We start from the raw sequence: 16,896 nt of genomic DNA on the forward strand, positions 1-16,896 counted from the left end.
GAAGCTCGCTATCGGTTATGGTGTAGGCGCGGTTTCTTTCACCATCACCAAGGATTGGCTCATATGAACCAGGAACTCGAACAGAACCCCTACGCGACACCGGCCAGCCAGCTGCAACAGAACCCCACGGGCGCGGGCGCGCCCGGCATCGAGGAAGCCCTCGCCCGCGGCTATGACTTCCGCATCGGCGACGTGCTGGGCGAAGCCTGGCGCAAGGTCAAGGGCATGAAGGGCACGCTGGTGGTCGCGGCCATCATCTACGCCGTGGCGGTCAACCTGCTGAGCTTCGTCCTCGGCTTCGTCCTCGGCCTGCTGGGCCTGATCGACGGCGCCGAAGCCAGCGTGCTGCAGATACTCGTCAGCGTCCTCGCCGGCGCGCTCTGCTACCCGCTGCTGGCCGGGCTGAACATGATCGGCATCCGCCGCGCCGCCGACCAGCCGGCGACCATCAACGAGCTGTTCGCCTACTTCGGCCTGTTCGTCCCGCTGCTCGTCACCGGCCTTGCGATCACCGTGCTGACCTACCTGGGCCTGATCCTGCTGGTGCTGCCGGGCATCTACCTGGGCGTCTCCTATGCCCTGGCCATCCCGCTGGTGGTGGAGCGCGGGCTGACGCCCTGGCAAGCCATGGAGGCCTCGCGCAAGGCCATCGGCCAGCACTGGTTCAAGGTCTTCGGCCTGTTCCTGGCGCTCGGCCTGATCATGATGCTCAGCGCCATCCCGCTGCTGGTCGGCCTGGTGTGGACGCTGCCGCTGGCCTTCATCGCCATCGGCGTGCTCTACCGCACCATCTTCGGCGTGCTGCCGCCGGCCAACTGAGCCCCGCGCCGCCCCGGCGACCTCGCCGGGGCGGCGCTTTTCGGAGCGCTTGGCGTTTCGACACGCAGCGGGTTGCGCAGGAACGCCAACAGCCCCTAGCATCTGGATTTCCCTTCAGCGACTGCCAACGCCCTTGATCGCCGCCGCGCCACCACGCCCCGCCAGCCCGCCGCTGGACACCCGCTACCAGGTGGAAACCCCGGAAGGCATCGACCTTTTGCTGCGCCCGGCCGGGCCGGTGGCCCGCGCCCTGGCCTACCTGATCGACCTGGGCATCCGCGTGCTGCTGATGCTGGTGATGTACATCCTGCTGGCCTTCCTCGGCCAGCTCGGCACCGGCCTCGGCCTGCTGCTCACCTTCCTCGTCACCTGGTGGTACATGGTCCTGTTCGAAGTGCTCAACCAGGGGCGTTCGCCCGGCAAGCAGGTCATGGGCCTGCGCGTGGTCCACGACGACGGCACGCCGGTCGGCTGGTCCGCCTCGCTGCTGCGCAACCTGCTGCGCTTCGCCGACATCCTGCCCTTCGGCTACACCCTGGGCCTGCTGGCCTGCCTGTCCAACCCGGCGTTCAAGCGCCTGGGCGACCTGGCCGCCGGCACCCTGGTGATCTACCGCGACCCGCCGCCGAGCCGGCCGCAGGTCCCGCAGGTGCCGCCGCTGCTGCCGCCGTGCCCGCTGAGCCTGGCCGAGCAGCGCGCCGTCACCGGCTTCAGCGAGCGCGCCGCGGGCCTGTCGGCGGCACGCCGCGAGGAACTGGCGGGGATTCTCGCCGAGCCCCTGGGCGTGCCCGCGGAACAGGCCGAGGCGCGCCTGGCCGGCATCGCCAGCGGCCTGCTCGGCGGAGGCCTGGCGCCATGAAGCAGAGCCTGTTCGAGCAACGCCACCGCAACGACTGGAAGCGCTTCGCCAAGCGCCTGGAACAGCTGGAGGGCGGCAAGCGCGAGGAATCCACCCGCGACGGCGACTTCGCCAGCGACTACCGCAGCCTCTGCCAGCAACTGGCCCTGGCCCAGGACCGCGGCTACAGCAGCCACCTGATCGACCACCTGCAGCAACTGGCCATGCGCGGCCACCAGCAGTTCTACCGCCACCGCAGCCACCTGGGCGCGCGGCTGATCGGCTTCCTGCTGGCCGGCTTCCCGCGCCTGGTGCGCGAAGAGTGGCGCGCCATCGCCGTCGCCAGCCTGCTGTTCTACGGCAGCCTGCTGGTCATGGGCCTGCTGGTGTACTGTTTCCCCGACCTGGTCTACAGCGTGCTCAGCGCCGAGCGGGTGGCGGAGATGGAAAGCATGTACGCCCCCGACGCCGCGCGCCTGGGCCCGCTCGGCGAGCGCGGCGCCGGGGACAACTGGCAGATGTTCGCCTTCTACGTGATGAACAACATCGGCATCGCCTTCCAGACCTTCGCCAGCGGCCTGCTGTTCGGCCTGGGCAGCCTGTTCTTCCTGTTCTTCAACGGCCTGATGATAGGCGCGGTGGCCGGCCACCTGACGCAGATCGGCTACGTGCAGACCTTCTGGTCCTTCGTCATCGGCCACGGCGCCTTCGAGCTGACCGCCATCACCTTCGCCGGCGCCGCCGGGCTCAAGCTCGGCTGGGCGCTGCTCGCCCCCGGGCGCCTGGGCCGCGGCGAGGCGCTGCGGCAGGCGGCGGCCAAGGCCATCCAGTTGGTCGCCGGGGTGATACTGCTGCTGCTCGCCGCCGCCTTCGTCGAGGGCTACTGGTCCTCGCTCACGCGCTTCCCGGCCACGGTCAAGTACGGCGTCGGCGCCGCGCTCTGGCTGCTGGTGGGCAGCTACTTCCTGTTCGCCGGACGCCAGCGCCATGCGCCTGACTGACGCCAGCGTGGCGATCCGCCCGCGCAGCGCCTGGGAAGCGCTGGACCTCGGCGTGCTCCTGGCGCGGCGCCACGCCGGGCTGCTGATGGCCAGCTGGGCATTGGTGACGCTGCCGGTGTTCGCCCTGCTCAGCCTGCTGCTGTGGGACTACTCCAGCCTGGCCATCCTGGTCTTCTGGTGGCTGAAGCCGGCCTTCGAGCGCCTGCCGCTGTACATCCTCTCCCGCGCCCTGTTCGCCGATACCCCGACGCTGCGCCAGGCCCTGCGCGCCTTCCCCGGCCTGCTCCGGCGCCAGCTGCTGCCCAGCCTGCTGTGGCGGCGCTTCAGCCCGACGCGCAGCTTCGACCTGCCGGTGCTGCAGCTCGAAGGCCTCGCCGGCCAGGCGCGCAGCCAGCGCCTGGTGGTGCTGGGCCAGCGCAACGCCGGCGGCGCCACCTGGCTGACGGTGGTCGGCATGCACTTCGAGCTGGCCCTGTACCTGGGGCTGATGGCGCTGCTCTACCTGATGCTGCCGCAGCAGTGGCTGTCGGACTGGAAATGGCAGGCCCTGCTGGACGCCCTGCAGGGCGACTGGCAATGGCTGGAGCACCTGTCCAACCTGCTCTACGCCCTGGTCCTGGTGGTCTGGGAACCGGTCTACGTGGCCTGCGGCTTCACCCTCTACCTCAACCGCCGCACCGAGCTGGAGGCCTGGGACATCGAACTGGTGTTCCGCCGCCTGCGCCAGCGCCTGGTCGGCAGCGCCTACGCCCTGCTGCTGGTGTGCGCCGGCGCCCTGGCCCTGCTGCCCGACAGCGCGCCCTGGGCCGCGGAAAGCGCCACCAGCTGCCCCCTCCCCAACCAGGACCCGAACGGCCCCGAGGCCGCGCGCCTGCTGCACCAGAAGCTGACCAGCGAGCAGTCGCGCCAGGCCGTCGACGCCCTGCTCGACGCCCCGCCCTTCCGCAACAGCGAGACGGTCACCCGCTGGCGCCTGGGCGAGCCGCCCAAGGAGAAGGCCGGCAAGGGCAACGAGGACGACCTCAAGGCCTTCTTCGACGCCCTGGCCCACTGGCGGCCGCTGGGCCTGGTCCTGCAGTCGCTGCAGACGCTGTTGTGGGCCGCGCTGATCGCCGCCGTGGTCCTGCTGCTGTGGCGCTACCGCGAATGGCTGCGCCTGTTCGCCACCCGCCTGGGCCTGCCGCAGAAGACCCGGCGCGAGACGCCGGCGGTGCTGTTCGGCCTGGAACTGGCCCCCGAAAGCCTGCCCGAGGACGTCGCCGGCGCCGCCGAGCGGCTCTGGGACGAACAGCCCCGCCTGGCCCTGGGCCTGCTCTACCGCGCCCTGCTCAGCCGCCTGCTGCACGACTACCGGGTGCCGCTGCGCGACTCCAGCACCGAAGGCGAGGTGCTGGGCCAGGTGGAAGGTCTGCAGCAGCCCGAACTGGACCGCTACGCGCGGGAACTGACCCTGCACTGGCAGGCCCTCGCCTACGGCCACCGCCCGCCGCCCGGCGAGCTGCGCCAGGCGCTGTGCGACGGCTGGCGCCGGCTGTTCGGCCCGGGAGCGCCGGCATGAGCCGCTCCACCCGCTGGCTGCTCGGCGCGCTGGCGCTGCTGGTCGGCGCCGCCGTGGCCTGGTACCTGTACCAGAACCTGCGGCCCTACCCGGAGAAGATCGAGCACGGCGCCTCCCCCGAGGCCCGCGCCAACCCCTACCTGGCCGCCGAACGCTTCCTCCGCGGCCGCGGCCTGCAGGTCGACAGCGCCAAGGGCCTGGAAGTGCTCGACGGCCTGCCCAGCCAGGGCCACACCCTGGTCCTGCTGGGCAGCCGCGAGAACGTCACCCCCGCGCAGAACCGCGCCCTGCTCGACTGGACGCGCCGCGGCGGCCACCTGATCGTCACCGCCGAGCGTCTGTGGGACGAGAAGGACGGCAAGAGCGGCGACCTGCTGCTCGACCCGCTGGGCATCCAGCAGTACCTCACCGAGGACCTGGACAAGGGCGCCAGCGCCGACAAGCCCGAAGCCGACGGCGAGGCCGCGCCGCCGGGCAAGGTGCCGCCGCCCAAGGGCGTCGAGCAGCCAGCGTCCCCCGCGGCGGACCCGGCCAAGGCCGAGGAAGAAGAGGACGAGGACAGCTACCCGGACCTGACCAAGCTCTACCTGGAGAACGAGCAGGCCCCGGCCTACATCGGCTTCGACACCGAGTACCACCTCTACGACTCGAAGAACCTGGCCTACGCCTGGGCCAACAGCCACGACGCCACCCACCTGCTGCAACTGCAGCTGGGCGACGGCCTGGTCACGGTGCTGACCGACAACTGGATCTGGCAGACCGCCAACCTCGACGCCTACGACAACGCCTGGCTGCTCTGGTACCTGACCCAGGACAGCGCCGTCACCCTGGTCTACCGCGCCGACGGCGACAGCCTGCTGAACCTGCTGCTGCGCAACTACCCCCAGGCGCTGCTGGCCCTCGCCCTGCTGCTGGCGCTGGCGCTGTGGCGCGCCGGCCTGCGCCAGGGCCCGCTGCAACCGGTGCCCAGCCGCGCCCGCCGGCAACTGGTGGAGCACCTGCGCGCCGGCGCCGACTTCCTGCTCCGCCAGCGCGGCCACGTGGCCCTGGTGCAAGGCCTGCAGCGCGACGTGCTGCGCCGCGCCCGGCAACGCCAGCCGGGCTTCGAACGCCTGCCGATCGCCGAACAGTGGCAACTGCTCGGGCGCATGACGCGCCTGCCGGTCAGCGCCATCAGCCAGGCCATGCGGCCCTACCCGGCGCCCCGCATGAGCGCCGCCGAATTCACCCGCCAGGTCGCCCACCTGCAAAGCCTCAGGAATGCCCTATGAGCGAACAGACGCCCGAACCCAGCGCCACCCCGCCCGCCAACCCGGCGGCCCAGCGCCAGCGCGCCAGCCAGTTGGCCCAGGCCCTGCGCCACGAACTGCAGAAGGCCCTGATCGGCCAGGCCGGGGTAATCGACGACGTGCTCACCGCCCTGCTCGCCGGCGGCCACATCCTGGTCGAGGGCGTGCCGGGGCTGGGCAAGACCCTCCTGGTGCGCGCCCTGGCCCGTTGCTTCGACGGCGCCTTCGCGCGCATCCAGTTCACCCCCGACCTGATGCCCAGCGACGTCACCGGCCACGCCGTGTACGACCTGGCCAGCGAGCAGTTCAAGCTGCGCAAGGGCCCGGCCTTCACCAACCTGCTGCTGGCCGACGAGATCAACCGCGCCCCGGCCAAGACCCAGGCGGCGCTGCTGGAAGTCATGCAGGAACGCCAGGTCACCCTGGAGGGCCGCGCCCTGCCGGTGCCGCAGCCGTTCATGGTGCTGGCCACGCAGAACCCCATCGAGCAGGAAGGCACCTACCCGCTGCCCGAGGCCGAGCTGGACCGCTTCATGCTCAAGCTGCGCATGGACTACCCGCAGGAGGCCGAGGAACAGACCCTGGTGAGCCAGGTGACGCGCTCGGCGCGCAGCGACATGCTCGAGGTGGCGCCGCTGCGCCCGCTGCTCAAGGACAAGGACGTGCTGGCGCTGCAGAAGATCGCCGCCGACCTGGCCATCGACGACCAGGTGCTCGACTACGCCGTGCGCATCGCCCGCACCACCCGCAGCTGGCCGGGCCTGGCCCTGGGCGCGGGCCCCCGCGCCTCCATCGCCCTGGTGCGCTGCGCCCGCGCCCGCGCGCTGCTGCGCGGCGGCGACTTCGTCCTCCCCGACGACGTCAAGGCCTGCGCCCTGGCGGTGCTGCGCCACCGCGTGCGGCTGTCGCCGGAGCTGGACATCGAGGGCCTGTCGGTGGACCAGGTGCTGCAACAGCTGCTCGACCAGGTACCGGCGCCGCGCCTATGAAGCCCTCGCGCGTCCTGCTCGCGCTGCTCGCCGCGCTGGCCCTGGCCGCCATCGGCCTGGGCAGCGCCACGGCCCTGGGCAGCCCGGCGCCGGCCTGGCTGCACGAGCTGTGGTGGGGCCTGCTGCTGGCCCTGCTCGGCCTGGCCCTGGGCGATGCCCTGTGGCTGCGCCGCCTGCCCAGCCCGCGCCTGCAACGCCAGTTGGCCGGCAACCTGCCGCTGGGGCGCTGGAGCGAGGTGCGCCTGCAACTGCAGCACGGCTTCCGCCAGCGCCTGCGGGTCACGCTGTTCGACCACCTGCCCGCGGGCATGGACTTCGAGCACCTGCCCCTGGCCGTGGAACTGCACCCGGGCGAGACCACCCAGGTCGGCTACCGCGTGCGGCCGCTGCAGCGCGGCCACTTCGTCTTCCCCCGCTGCGAGCTGGAACTGCCCAGCCCGCTGCACCTGTGGCGCGGCCGGCGCTTCCTCGAGGTGCGCGACGAAACCCGCGTCTACCCCGACTTCGCGCGCATCTACGGCGCCGAGCTGATGGCCGTGGACCACTGGCTCAGCCGCATCGGCGTGCGCCCCGGGCAGCGCCGCGGCCTGGGCCTGGAATTCCACCAGCTGCGCGAGTTCCGCGACGGCGACACCCTGCGCCAGATCGACTGGAAGGCCACCGCCCGCAAGCGCACGCCCATCGCCCGCGAATACCAGGACGAACGCGACCAGCAGATCCTCTTCCTGCTCGACTGCGGCCGCCACATGCGCAGCAAGGACGGCGACCTCTCGCACTTCGACCACGCCCTCAACGCCAGCCTGCTGCTGGCCTACGTGGCCCTGCGCCAGGGCGACGCGGTCGGCCTGCAGACCTTCGCCGGCGAACGCCCGCGGCACCTGCCGCCGGCCAAGGGCAACGCCCAGCTGGGCGCGCTGCTCAACGCCGTGTACGACCTGGACAGCAGCCAGCGCCCGGCGGACTACGCGGCAGCCGTGCAGGCCCTGCTCACGCGCCAGCGCCGCCGCGCCCTGGTGGTGCTGGTGACCAACCTGCGCGACGAGGACGACGAGGAACTGCTGGGCGCGGTGCGCCGCCTCGGCCGCCAGCACCGCGTGCTGGTCGCCAGCCTGCGCGAGGAAGTGCTCGACCAGTTGCGGCAGGCGCCGGTGCAAGGCTACGACGAGGCCCTGACCTATTGCGGCGCCCTGGACTACCTGAACGCCCGCGCCGGCCTGCACGAAAAGCTGCTGGCCAACGGCGTGCCGGTGCTGGACGCCCGCCCCAGCCAGCTGGGCCCGGAACTGGTCAGCCGCTACCTGGGCTGGAAACGCGCCGGAGCGCTGTGACGGGCGCCTTGCATTGCGCGTAGGTTCCAGGGAAACACGGATGTAGGAGCAACTGTCTTGCAGGCCGCGCCGAGGTGCTCTTCGTAGGAGCGAGCTTGCTCGCGAACCGCATGGCACCATATTTGTTCGCGAGCAAGAACTAGGCGTCCCCCTCGTCCTACGAAAATCGCTGCTAACCGGTAACGTAGGAACAACTGTCTATTGGGTTCCCGCGTTCGCGGGAACCTCACAAAACATGGGGGCTTGGTGTAGCGCGCCGCTCCGAGTCTGCGGAGATTTTTTGTTTCGCCCCCTCGGGCGAGTCCCTTTTGTCAAACGCCACAAAAGGAACCAAAAAGGCTTGCCCCGCCATACGGGCCCGATGGAGCCGGGCTACCCTCGCGAATTCCCCCGCCACGGAGGCCCGCCCCGAGGGTACGTCCCTGTAGCCCATCGGGGCTCTCGCGACATCCATGTCGCATGACCTCCTGAGCGCCGGTTTCGCTCGGCCTTCTGAAGGGGCGTTCCGGTGCGCTCGGAGGTTTCTCTGGAAACCCGTAGGGCGCATAACGCCTACGGCGTTATCCGCCGTTTTCAACGACGGATGATCGCGGACAGAGTCCGCGATTGGATTCACCGGCCCCGCCGGACGCCCCGGTGGCACGGCCGTCGTAGGAGCGCGCCCTGCGCGCGAATCGCGGGCAGGGCCCGCTCCTACACGTATCATTCGCGTACCGCCGATGTTTCCCTTTCCTTCAACTACCGCCCAGGTCGGTTCAGCGCATCCCGCGGCTCAGACCGACTCCACCTGGCGGCGAAAACTGAAATAACGGCGCAGCGCTTCGACCAGCTCGACATACTCCGGCGGCGGCGCCACCAGGCTGAAGCCGGAATCGAAGCTGCCCGGGGTGACGTCTTCGTGGCACCACTGGCAGGTGCCGCTGAAGTCGATGTGCTGGACCTTGCCGTCCTGCCCGGGGATCTTCAGGCGCATGTCGAACCGCCCGCCCACCAGCATCGGCAGCTGGCTGATCAGCAGCATGCCGTCCAGCGATACGTTGCCCAGGTAGCCCATGGGCTTGTCGGTGATGCTATTGAACACCTTCAGGTAGTACGGCAGCTGATGGCGCTCTATGTGTCGTTGATGACGCATAATGGCTATTCGCTATGATTTTTACCCAGTATGACGATGCAACCCCGCCACGGCCAGCACTAACGGCACCCTTCGGCCACCCGCGCGGCCAGCGAGCGACGAGCGGCATCGATCTGCTCGTCGCTATAGTAGAGGCGTTCGCCCCGGGTATCTGTGGAGTAGTAGCGACCTCCGCGCTGCAATGTCGCCAACTGGTCGCGCAGGCGCTCGCACTCGGCGCCCGCCTTGGCCTGCTGCTCGGCGGCGCGGCTGCGCGCGGCGGCCTGTTCCTCGCTGCGCGCCTGGTAGAACTGGCGGGTACGCTCCTCGCGCTCGCGCGTGGCGGCATCGCGCTCGACCACCTGCGGCCTGACCTCGACGCGCTGCGCCCCCGGCGGCGGGGTTTCGCTGAAATGCACCTTGCCCTGGGCATCGGTCCAGCGATAGATGTCGGCCGCTGCCAGCAAGGGGGCCAGGGCCATACACAGGCACAGCAACGAACGCATCGCAACCTCCTCCTTGAAGCCAGCTACCTGAGCTTAGCGAGCGGCCCACCCCGCTCAAGCCGGCAACGACCGACGGTCACGGACGCGCCGGCAACGGTTGTGCCGCCCCGCTGCCAAGCCGCCCGTTGAGGCGCAGGGTCTCCAGGCGCGCCTTGGCGCGGTAGGCGTACTCGCTGGCCGGGTAGCGGGCGATGATGAAGTCGTAGGTCTGCGCGGCGTCGACGTAGTACTTCTGGCGTTCCAGGCACAGGCCGCGGAGCATCGAGATTTCCGGCTGCAGCCAGGGCCGCGCGCGGCTCTTGCGCTCGGCGCGCGACAGGTCGAGCATCACCTGCTCGCAGTCGCCACGCTCGTAGGCGCGGTAGGCGCTGTCCAGGTTCTTGTTGGTCGACCAGCTGTTGCAGCCGGTAACACTCGCCGCCAGGGCCAGGACACACAGTATTCGCATGGGGCATATCCTCCGTTGGGAACTGTATCGGCGCGCCTTGGCCGCGCTGAAGGGCATCACTAGACTGCGCAGGGAATACGCCCCGGCGCCAAGGAGATGCCATGCGCTCGCACCCCGCCCTGCCCCTGGTCGCCCTGCTGGGCCTGCTGGCGGCCTGCTCGCCGACCACGCCGCTGTTCGTCGCCCAGGTCACCACCGGCGAAGTCGCCGAGTACAAGAAGCTCAAGAGCGACCGCATGACCGCCGCGGTGGAAGAGGAAGGCGACCTGCTCACCTACAGCGCCCAGGCCATCCGCGACGGCAAGAGCGCCGAGGCCGAGAAGCTCTACCTCACCGGCTACGACAATACCCGCTACAGCCCCGACGTGCGCGCCATCGCCCTGTACCAGATCGGCCTGATCTACATGAGCCGCTACAACGACCAGCGCGACGACGCCAAGGCCCTGGACTACTTCCAGCGCATCGACCGCGAGTTCCCCGGCACCGCCGCGGCCAGCCATGCCGACGCGCGCATCCTGATGATCCGCCAGCGCGCCAGGGAACCGGTGCAGAAGAACGCCCGCGAGCTGCTGGCCACCTGGAAGCCGCAGCAGAACCTGGACCTGAACAAGACCAGCCTGGACCCGGACATGACCCTGCTGTCGCGCCGCGCCGTGCTCAAGGACCGCGTCGCCGAGGCCGAGCAGTTGTACCTGCTGGCGGTCAACGACCCGGCCATCCCCGCCGACATCAAGCAGAAGGCGCTGTACCAGCTGGGCCTGATGCACATGGCCCCCGACAACCCGCACCCCAGCCGCAGCAAGGCCATCGGCTACCTGCGCCACCTGCTGGTGGACTACCCCGACGGCGAGCTGGCGAACAAGGCCGCACGCCACCTGGACCAGGCGCTGAACCAGGGCGGCGACTGACGCAGGTCAAGCCGGGCCGGCTACGCTTGCACTGCAATGGCAGCAGCCAAGCGAGGAGCCGACCATGAAACTGCAGCACCTGCTGGTGGTCATCGACCCCACCCGCGACGACCAGCCCGCCCTCACCCGCGCCCAGTGGATCGCCGAGCGCAGCGGCGCCAGCGTGGCCCTGCTGGTGTGCGACTACAACCCGGCGCTGGACAACGGCCTGCTGATCCCGCAGCACGAGCTGGAGCGGGTGCGCATCCTGCAGCAGACCGAGCGCCTGGACTGGCTCGACAAGCTGGCCGCGCCGCTGCGCCAGGCCGGCATCGACGCGCGCTGCCACACCCGCTGGGGCAAGCCGTTGTACCGCGAGATACTCGCCGCCGTGGCCGAGCACCAACCCGACCTGGTGCTCAAGTCCAGCAGCCGCCACGGCCTGCTCAAGCGGCTGTTCCTGACCAACACCGACTGGCAGTTGATCCGCCACTGCGAGACGCCGCTGTGGCTGGTCCACCACGGCGCCTGGGAAGGCAGCAAGCTGTGCGCCGCCCTCGACCCGCTGCACGAGGGCGACAAGCCGGCGGCGCTGGACCGCCGGCTGATCGCCACGGCGCTGGAGCTGAACCGCCGCCTGGGCCTGCACGCCAGCTACCTGCACGCCTACGTGGCGCTGCCGCAGACCCTGGCCTTCGACGCCCAGCTACTGGGCAGCTACGACGAGCACCTGAAGGCCACCGAGGCGCACCACCGCCAGGCCCTGCACCTGCTGATGGCCGCCCACCCGGCCATGGCCGCCGGCGACACCCACCTGCTGCAGGGCTTCCCCGAGGAGGTGATCCCCGAGTTCGTCCGCAACCAGGGCATCGACCTGCTGCTGATGGGCGCAGTGGCCCGTGGCCAGCTGGAAAGCGCATTGATCGGCCACACCGCCGAGCGCGTGCTGGAAGAAATCGAGTGCGACCTGCTGGTGCTCAAGCCGGCACGCGAACCGTCATCGGAAAAGGGGTAAGATGGCCGCCGGGCCGGCCCGGCTCCCGCCGCCGGCCCGCACGCTCGTCTTCCAAGGAGTCCCGCATGTCCGTCCGCCGCACCAAGATAGTCGCCACCCTCGGCCCAGCCAGCCAGTCCCCCGAAGTCCTCGAGCAGCTGATCCTCGCCGGGATCGACGTCGCCCGCCTGAACTTCTCCCACGGCACCCCCGACGAGCACCGTGCCCGCGCCCAGCTGGTGCGCGACCTGGCCGCCAGGCATGGCCGCTTCGTCGCCCTGCTCGGCGACCTGCAGGGGCCGAAGATCCGCATCGCCAAGTTCGCCAACAAGCGTATCGAACTGGCCGTGGGCGACAGCTTCCGCTTCTCCACCAGCCACCCGCGCGACGCCGGCACCCAGGAAGTCGTGGGCATCGACTACCCGGACCTGGTCAAGGACTGCGGCGTGGGCGACGAGCTGCTGCTGGACGACGGCCGCGTGGTCATGGTGGTGAAGCAGGTGAAGGCCGACGAGCTGGTCTGCGAAGTGCTGATCGGCGGCCCGCTGTCCGACCACAAGGGCATCAACCGCCGCGGCGGCGGCCTGACCGCGCCGGCCCTGACCGAGAAGGACAAGGCCGACATCAAGCTGGCCGCGAGCATGGACCTGGACTACGTCGCCGTGTCCTTCCCGCGTGACGCCAAGGACATGGAATACGCCCGCAGCCTGCTCCTCGAGGCCGGCGGCAAGGCCTGGCTGGTGGCCAAGATCGAACGCGCCGAGGCGGTGGCCGACGACGAGGCGCTGGACGGCCTGATCCGCGCCAGCGACGCGGTCATGGTGGCCCGCGGCGACCTCGGCGTGGAAATCGGCGACGCCGAGCTGGTGGGCATCCAGAAGAAGATCATCCTGCACGCCCGCCGCTACAACAAGGCGGTGATCACCGCGACGCAGATGATGGAGTCGATGATCCACAACCCCATGCCGACCCGCGCGGAAGTCTCGGACGTGGCCAACGCCGTGCTCGACTACACCGACGCCGTGATGCTCTCGGCCGAGAGCGCCGCCGGCGAATACCCGGTGGAAGCGGTCAAGGCCATGGCGCGCATCTGCCAGGGCGCGGAAAAGCACCCGACCACCCAGAAATCCAGCCACCGCCTGGGCCAGACCTTCGAGCGCTGCGACGAGAGCATCGCCCTGGCGGCCATGTACACCGCCAACCACTTCCCGGGCATCAAGGCGATCATCTGCCTCACCGAAAGCGGCTACACCCCGCTGATCATGTCGCGCATCCGCTCCTCGGTGCCGATCTTCGCCTACTCCCCGCACCGCGAGACCCAGGCCCGCGTGGCGCTGTTCCGCGGCGTCGAGACCATCCCCTTCGACCCCGCCGCGCTGCCGCCGGAGCGCGTCAGCCAGGAAGCCGTGGACGCGCTGCTGCAGCGCGGCGTGGTAACCAAGGGCGACTGGGTGATCCTGACCAAGGGCGATAGCTACACCACCCAGGGCGGCACCAACACCATGAAGGTGCTGCACGTGGGGGACCTGTTGGTCTGATCGGCGCAGTGCAATACAGGGGCCGCCTTCGGGCGGCCTTTTTCATTGTGCGGAAAACGGTGCCAGAACCATCGGCGGATAACCGCGAACGGTTATGCGCCCTACGGCAGAGCAGCGCGCAAGCTGGAACCGTAGGGCGCATAACGCCCCAGGCGTTATCCGCCGCCGCCCCCGCGCCAGAGCCATAGAGGGAGCGAAGCGATACCCATCGCCACGGCCCACGGGCTTCGCAAACCCGCCCCATCCAGGACACGCTGGTCAAAACCCGGACAGCTCCGCGCAACCCAGCAACCACGCGCCTCCAACGCTTCCGCCCCAAGCTTATCCACAGCCCTTCCCACAGTTACTGTGGGCAAGCGCCGTGCGCTGATCGCACAGCCCGGCCTGCTGCCCGGCTGTCGGACAATCCCACGAAATCATGCACTTGCGACGAACCGGGAGGACGGCGCAACGGGCGATGGATCAAATACCGCACAACGCCGCGCAACCCAGGCCCGACGGGCGCCCGGGCAGTTGGCCCCAAGGTTATGCACAGCTCTGCCCACAGTTTCTGTGGGCAGCTGGCCAGCTCAGGCGAAGCGCGAGAAGTCCGGCTGGCGGCGCTGGGTGAAGGCGCCCAGGGCCTCGAGGGCTTCCGGCGAGCTCAGGCGCTGGACGAACAGCTCGCCCTCCTGGGCCACCACCTTGCGCAGCTCCTCGATGTACGGCGCCTTGAGCAGGCGCTTGCTCAGCGCCAGGGCCGCCGGCGGCAGGGCCTGCAGGGCCCGGGCCGCCTCGCGGGCGCGTTCGAGGGCGGCGGCGCCGTCGGCCAGGGCCTCGTTGGCGATGCCGTAGGCCACCGCCTGCTCGCCGCTGAAGCCGTCGCCGCGCATCAGCAGGCTGGCGGCGCGGACGTGGCCGAGCAGGCGCGGCACCAGGAAGCTGGAGCCGAATTCAGGGCACAGGCCGAGGTTGACGAAGGGCATCTTCAGCTTGGCGCCGCGGGCCACGAAGACCTGGTCGCAGTGCAGCAGCAGGGTGGTGCCGATGCCCACCGCCGGGCCGGCCACCGCCGCCAGCACCGGCTTGCTGAACTCCATCAGCGCGCGCATGAAGCGGAACACCGGGCTGTCCTGGCCGCAGGGCGGGTACTGGAGGAAATCGTGGATGTCGTTGCCGGCGGTGAAGCACTCGGCGTTGCCGGCGATCAGCACCACGCGCACGCCGCGGTCGTGCTCGGCGGCCTCCAGGGCGTCGGCCAGGGCGGCGTACATCTCCCGGGTCAGCGCGTTCATCTTGTCCGCGCGGTTCAGGCGCAGGGTCAGCAGGCCCTGTTCGCGCTCGACGAGAATCTGTTGGCTCATGGCAACTCCTTGGCAGCAGGCTGTGGCGGCCGGGTTCGCGGGCCCGGCTCAGGCGTGGGAGAGGAACAGGTCGGCCAGGGTCTGGCCGCGCGGCACCCCGGCCAGGTACAGGTGGCGGGCGAAGCGCTCGACGCTGGCGGGCTGGCCGCAGAGTAAGGCGATGCTTCGCCGCGAGACAAGGCGGAATTGCGCCAGATGCGCGTCCAGATCGGCCGGCAGCGCCAGGCTCGCCTGCAGGTCGGGATGGGCCGCGGCCAGGGCTGCCAGCTCCGCCGCCAGGTAGTGCTCGGCCGGCGTGCGCGCCAGGTGCAGCAGGCGGATCGGCCCTTCGTGCCCTTCGGCCAGGGCCTGGCGCAGGATGCCCCACAGCGGCGCCAGGCCGGTGCCGCTGGCCAGCAGCAGCAGGGGGCGCTCCTGCCATTCGGGGTCGTAGTGCAGCGTGCCGCCGCGCAGCTCGCCCAGGTGCAGTTCGTCGCCCACCCGCAGGTTGCGCGCCGCGTCGCAGAAGGCGCCGGGGGCCTGGCAGGCGATGTGGAATTCCAGCCAGGGCTCGTCCGGCAGGCTGGCCACGGAATAGGGCCGCGCCACCTCGCCCAGCCACAGCACCAGGTGCTGGCCGGCGCGGTAGCGCAGGGGCCGCCGGGGTTGCAGGCGCAGGCGCAGGACGTCCGCCGCCGGCCAGTGCAGCTCGGCGACCGTCGCTGGCAGGCCGTCGCGCAGGGGGTCGAAGACCTCCACGGCGCAGTCCTCTACCACCCGGCACTGGCAGGCCAGGCGCCAGCCCTCGGCGCGGCGCGCGGCGTCCAGCGCCTCGGGGCGCTCGTCGAGCAGCTCGCCGCCGCTGCAGCGCACCAGGCAGGCATGGCAACTGCCCGCGCGGCAACTGTAGGGAATGGCGATCCCCTCGGCGCGCAGGGCGTCCAGCAGGTTGCTCCCGGCGGCCACTTCCCAGTGCCGGCCGCCGGCACGCAGTTCAGGCATCGCTCTCCTCCCATGCCGCCTCGCAGCGATTGCGTCCGCTGCGTTTGGCACGGTAGAGCGCCTGGTCGGCCCGCTGCAAGGCCTCGTCGAGGTCGTCGCCGCATTGCAGCAGGGTCATGCCGGCGGAAAGGCTCAGCACCGGCACTTCCACGCCCATCGGTTCGGCCGCCGCATAGGCCAGGCGCAGGCGTTCGCAGCAGGCGGCGAGGCGGTCGCTGTCGGCGTCGGGCAGCAGCAGCACGAACTCCTCGCCGCCGTAGCGCGCCAGCACGTCGCCCTGGCGCAGGCAGGCCCGCGCCACCGCGGCGAAGGTCTGCAGCACGCGGTCGCCGGCGGAGTGGCCGTGGATGTCGTTGATGCGCTTGAAGTGGTCGAGGTCGATCAGCGCCAGGCCGTGGCGCTGGTCCGCCTGCATGTCGTCCAGGGCGCGCCCGGCCAGGCGCAGGAAGTGGCGGCGGTTGAACAGCCCGGTGAGTTCGTCGGTGGCCACCAGGTCTTCCAGCTGGCGCATCATCCCGCGCAGGGTGTCCTGGTGCGCCTGCAGCGCGTAGCGGCGCTGGCGCATGCGCTGGCGCAGGGCCTGCACATAGCCGGCGAACAGCGTCAGCCAGACCAGCACGCTGAACAGCACCAGCAACTGCAGCACGGCCTGCCCGGGCAGCTCCAGGCGCTGGCGGAAGGCTTCCCAGAGGTTGAGGCCGGCGAAGGCGATGAAGGCCAGCCCCGCGCAGCGGGCGAACACCCGCGGCTGCAGCTGGAACACGCCGAACAGCAGGATCAGCACGTAGAGCACCATCAGGGTGCCGCGCACGCTGTCGACGTGGGCCAGGAAGAAGGTGGTCCAGACCAGCGCCACCAGCACCTGCGGCTCGGTCAGGCTGGCGTCGGCGAAGCGCTGGTTGCGGCCGCTGACGAACAGCCAGAGGAACACCGCCTGGCTGGCCACGGCGCACAGGCTGGCGGAAACCGCCAACGCCAGGGAACCATGGTAGAAGTCGCCGATCACGGTCAGCCAGAGCAGCAGCAGGGCCATCGCGTAGGTGCCGAGGGCCATGCCGAACCGCCTGATCAAGAGCTTTTGGAGGGCGCGCTGCTTCAGCGGGGAACTCGGTGTGCTCATGGGGGCTCCATCCCGTAATGGCACTTGGCCCTCACTCTACTATCAAAGCCACAGCATGCCTAGCCGACCGGAAAGTGGGCGCTTGCCACCCCTGCCGACCAAGGTCGGATCGCCGGCGCGTGCGCCCGGCCCTGGCACGGCGCTAT

16 protein-coding genes are annotated in these 16,896 nt (G+C 70.3%); 10 read left to right on the forward strand and 6 right to left on the reverse strand.

From position 1 onward, the window contains the following. The first annotated feature begins 63 nt into the window (after positions 1–63). From CHC02_RS01450 to CHC02_RS01480, 7 genes are all read left to right on the forward strand, one after another. On the forward strand, positions 64–819 hold the full coding sequence (locus CHC02_RS01450) for a hypothetical protein (protein WP_089389733.1): 756 nt from the start codon (positions 64–66) through the stop codon (positions 817–819). Between the two features lie 106 nt (positions 820–925). Next, positions 926–1,678 (forward strand): RDD family protein, encoded by a 753-nt coding sequence (locus CHC02_RS01455; RefSeq protein ID WP_371921124.1) that lies wholly within the window; start codon positions 926–928, stop codon positions 1,676–1,678. Beyond that, positions 1,675–2,658 carry a stage II sporulation protein M gene (locus CHC02_RS01460; RefSeq protein ID WP_089389843.1) on the forward strand — a complete coding sequence of 328 codons (984 nt, stop codon included), beginning with the start codon at positions 1,675–1,677 and terminating at the stop codon, positions 2,656–2,658. Before CHC02_RS01455 ends, CHC02_RS01460 begins: the two co-directional genes overlap by 4 nt. Continuing rightward, entirely contained in the window at positions 2,645–4,216 is a 1,572-nt protein-coding gene (locus CHC02_RS01465) for a DUF4129 domain-containing protein (RefSeq protein ID WP_089389735.1), read from the forward strand. The genes CHC02_RS01460 and CHC02_RS01465 overlap by 14 nt, the downstream gene beginning before the upstream one ends. Further along, on the forward strand, positions 4,213–5,487 hold the full coding sequence (locus CHC02_RS01470; protein WP_089389736.1) for a DUF4350 domain-containing protein: 1,275 nt from the start codon (positions 4,213–4,215) through the stop codon (positions 5,485–5,487). The genes CHC02_RS01465 and CHC02_RS01470 overlap by 4 nt, the downstream gene beginning before the upstream one ends. Continuing rightward, positions 5,484–6,494: an AAA family ATPase gene (locus CHC02_RS01475; RefSeq protein WP_089389737.1), complete on the forward strand. Its 1,011-nt coding sequence runs from the start codon at positions 5,484–5,486 to the stop codon at positions 6,492–6,494. Before CHC02_RS01470 ends, CHC02_RS01475 begins: the two co-directional genes overlap by 4 nt. Further along, a complete protein-coding gene (locus tag CHC02_RS01480; protein ID WP_089389738.1) occupies positions 6,491–7,822 on the forward strand; it encodes a DUF58 domain-containing protein in 1,332 nt (443 codons plus the stop codon). The genes CHC02_RS01475 and CHC02_RS01480 overlap by 4 nt, the downstream gene beginning before the upstream one ends. Before the next feature lie 772 nt (positions 7,823–8,594). Here CHC02_RS01480 and CHC02_RS01485 read toward each other — a convergent pair. From CHC02_RS01485 to CHC02_RS01495, 3 genes are all read right to left on the reverse strand, one after another. Then, positions 8,595–8,954, reverse strand: coding sequence for a PilZ domain-containing protein (locus tag CHC02_RS01485; RefSeq protein ID WP_089389739.1), 360 nt, complete (start codon positions 8,952–8,954; stop codon positions 8,595–8,597). Positions 8,955–9,013: 59 nt separating this feature from the next. After that, a complete protein-coding gene (locus CHC02_RS01490) occupies positions 9,014–9,439 on the reverse strand; it encodes a DUF4124 domain-containing protein (protein WP_089389740.1) in 426 nt (141 codons plus the stop codon). A 76-nt stretch (positions 9,440–9,515) separates the two neighbouring features. Then, a complete protein-coding gene (locus CHC02_RS01495; RefSeq protein WP_089389741.1) occupies positions 9,516–9,887 on the reverse strand; it encodes a tetratricopeptide repeat protein in 372 nt (123 codons plus the stop codon). Between the two features lie 101 nt (positions 9,888–9,988). On the opposite strand from CHC02_RS01495, the gene CHC02_RS01500 reads away from it, so the two are divergent. From CHC02_RS01500 to pyk, 3 genes are all read left to right on the forward strand, one after another. Then, the gene (locus CHC02_RS01500; RefSeq protein ID WP_089389742.1) at positions 9,989–10,795 is read left to right on the forward strand and encodes a tetratricopeptide repeat protein; all 807 of its coding nucleotides are present in this window, start codon (positions 9,989–9,991) and stop codon (positions 10,793–10,795) included. 64 nt (positions 10,796–10,859) lie between these two features. Beyond that, positions 10,860–11,789, forward strand: a complete 930-nt coding sequence (locus tag CHC02_RS01505; RefSeq protein WP_089389743.1) for a universal stress protein — start codon at positions 10,860–10,862, stop codon at positions 11,787–11,789. A gap of 65 nt (positions 11,790–11,854) precedes the next feature. After that, positions 11,855–13,306 (forward strand): pyruvate kinase, encoded by a 1,452-nt coding sequence (pyk, locus tag CHC02_RS01510; protein WP_089389744.1) that lies wholly within the window; start codon positions 11,855–11,857, stop codon positions 13,304–13,306. A 569-nt stretch (positions 13,307–13,875) separates the two neighbouring features. Here pyk and CHC02_RS01515 read toward each other — a convergent pair. Genes CHC02_RS01515 through CHC02_RS01525 form a run of 3 tightly spaced genes read right to left on the reverse strand, consistent with a single transcriptional unit; the run spans position 13,876 to position 16,750 of the window. Then, entirely contained in the window at positions 13,876–14,649 is a 774-nt protein-coding gene (locus CHC02_RS01515) for an enoyl-CoA hydratase-related protein (RefSeq protein WP_089389745.1), read from the reverse strand. A gap of 48 nt (positions 14,650–14,697) precedes the next feature. Beyond that, positions 14,698–15,630: an iron-sulfur-binding ferredoxin reductase gene (locus tag CHC02_RS01520; RefSeq protein WP_089389746.1), complete on the reverse strand. Its 933-nt coding sequence runs from the start codon at positions 15,628–15,630 to the stop codon at positions 14,698–14,700. Then, the gene (locus CHC02_RS01525) at positions 15,623–16,750 is read right to left on the reverse strand and encodes a GGDEF domain-containing protein (RefSeq protein WP_089389747.1); all 1,128 of its coding nucleotides are present in this window, start codon (positions 16,748–16,750) and stop codon (positions 15,623–15,625) included. The genes CHC02_RS01520 and CHC02_RS01525 overlap by 8 nt, the downstream gene beginning before the upstream one ends. Between the last annotated feature and the right edge of the window lie 146 nt (positions 16,751–16,896).

The organism is Pseudomonas delhiensis, from assembly GCF_900187975.1.
Lineage (GTDB): Bacteria > Pseudomonadota > Gammaproteobacteria > Pseudomonadales > Pseudomonadaceae > Pseudomonas > Pseudomonas delhiensis.

Coding starts and splice junctions, on each gene's coding strand:
- CHC02_RS01450 (WP_089389733.1), top strand. CDS start 64: ATGAACCAGGAACTCGAACAGAACCCCTACGCGACACCGGCCAGCCAG.
- CHC02_RS01460 (WP_089389843.1), top strand. CDS start 1,675: ATGAAGCAGAGCCTGTTCGAGCAACGCCACCGCAACGACTGGAAGCGC.
- CHC02_RS01465 (WP_089389735.1), top strand. CDS start 2,645: ATGCGCCTGACTGACGCCAGCGTGGCGATCCGCCCGCGCAGCGCCTGG.
- CHC02_RS01470 (WP_089389736.1), top strand. CDS start 4,213: ATGAGCCGCTCCACCCGCTGGCTGCTCGGCGCGCTGGCGCTGCTGGTC.
- CHC02_RS01475 (WP_089389737.1), top strand. CDS start 5,484: ATGAGCGAACAGACGCCCGAACCCAGCGCCACCCCGCCCGCCAACCCG.
- CHC02_RS01480 (WP_089389738.1), top strand. CDS start 6,491: ATGAAGCCCTCGCGCGTCCTGCTCGCGCTGCTCGCCGCGCTGGCCCTG.
- CHC02_RS01485 (WP_089389739.1), bottom strand. CDS start 8,954: ATGCGTCATCAACGACACATAGAGCGCCATCAGCTGCCGTACTACCTG.
- CHC02_RS01490 (WP_089389740.1), bottom strand. CDS start 9,439: ATGCGTTCGTTGCTGTGCCTGTGTATGGCCCTGGCCCCCTTGCTGGCA.
- CHC02_RS01495 (WP_089389741.1), bottom strand. CDS start 9,887: ATGCGAATACTGTGTGTCCTGGCCCTGGCGGCGAGTGTTACCGGCTGC.
- CHC02_RS01500 (WP_089389742.1), top strand. CDS start 9,989: ATGCGCTCGCACCCCGCCCTGCCCCTGGTCGCCCTGCTGGGCCTGCTG.
- CHC02_RS01505 (WP_089389743.1), top strand. CDS start 10,860: ATGAAACTGCAGCACCTGCTGGTGGTCATCGACCCCACCCGCGACGAC.
- pyk (WP_089389744.1), top strand. CDS start 11,855: ATGTCCGTCCGCCGCACCAAGATAGTCGCCACCCTCGGCCCAGCCAGC.
- CHC02_RS01515 (WP_089389745.1), bottom strand. CDS start 14,649: ATGAGCCAACAGATTCTCGTCGAGCGCGAACAGGGCCTGCTGACCCTG.
- CHC02_RS01520 (WP_089389746.1), bottom strand. CDS start 15,630: ATGCCTGAACTGCGTGCCGGCGGCCGGCACTGGGAAGTGGCCGCCGGG.
- CHC02_RS01525 (WP_089389747.1), bottom strand. CDS start 16,750: ATGAGCACACCGAGTTCCCCGCTGAAGCAGCGCGCCCTCCAAAAGCTC.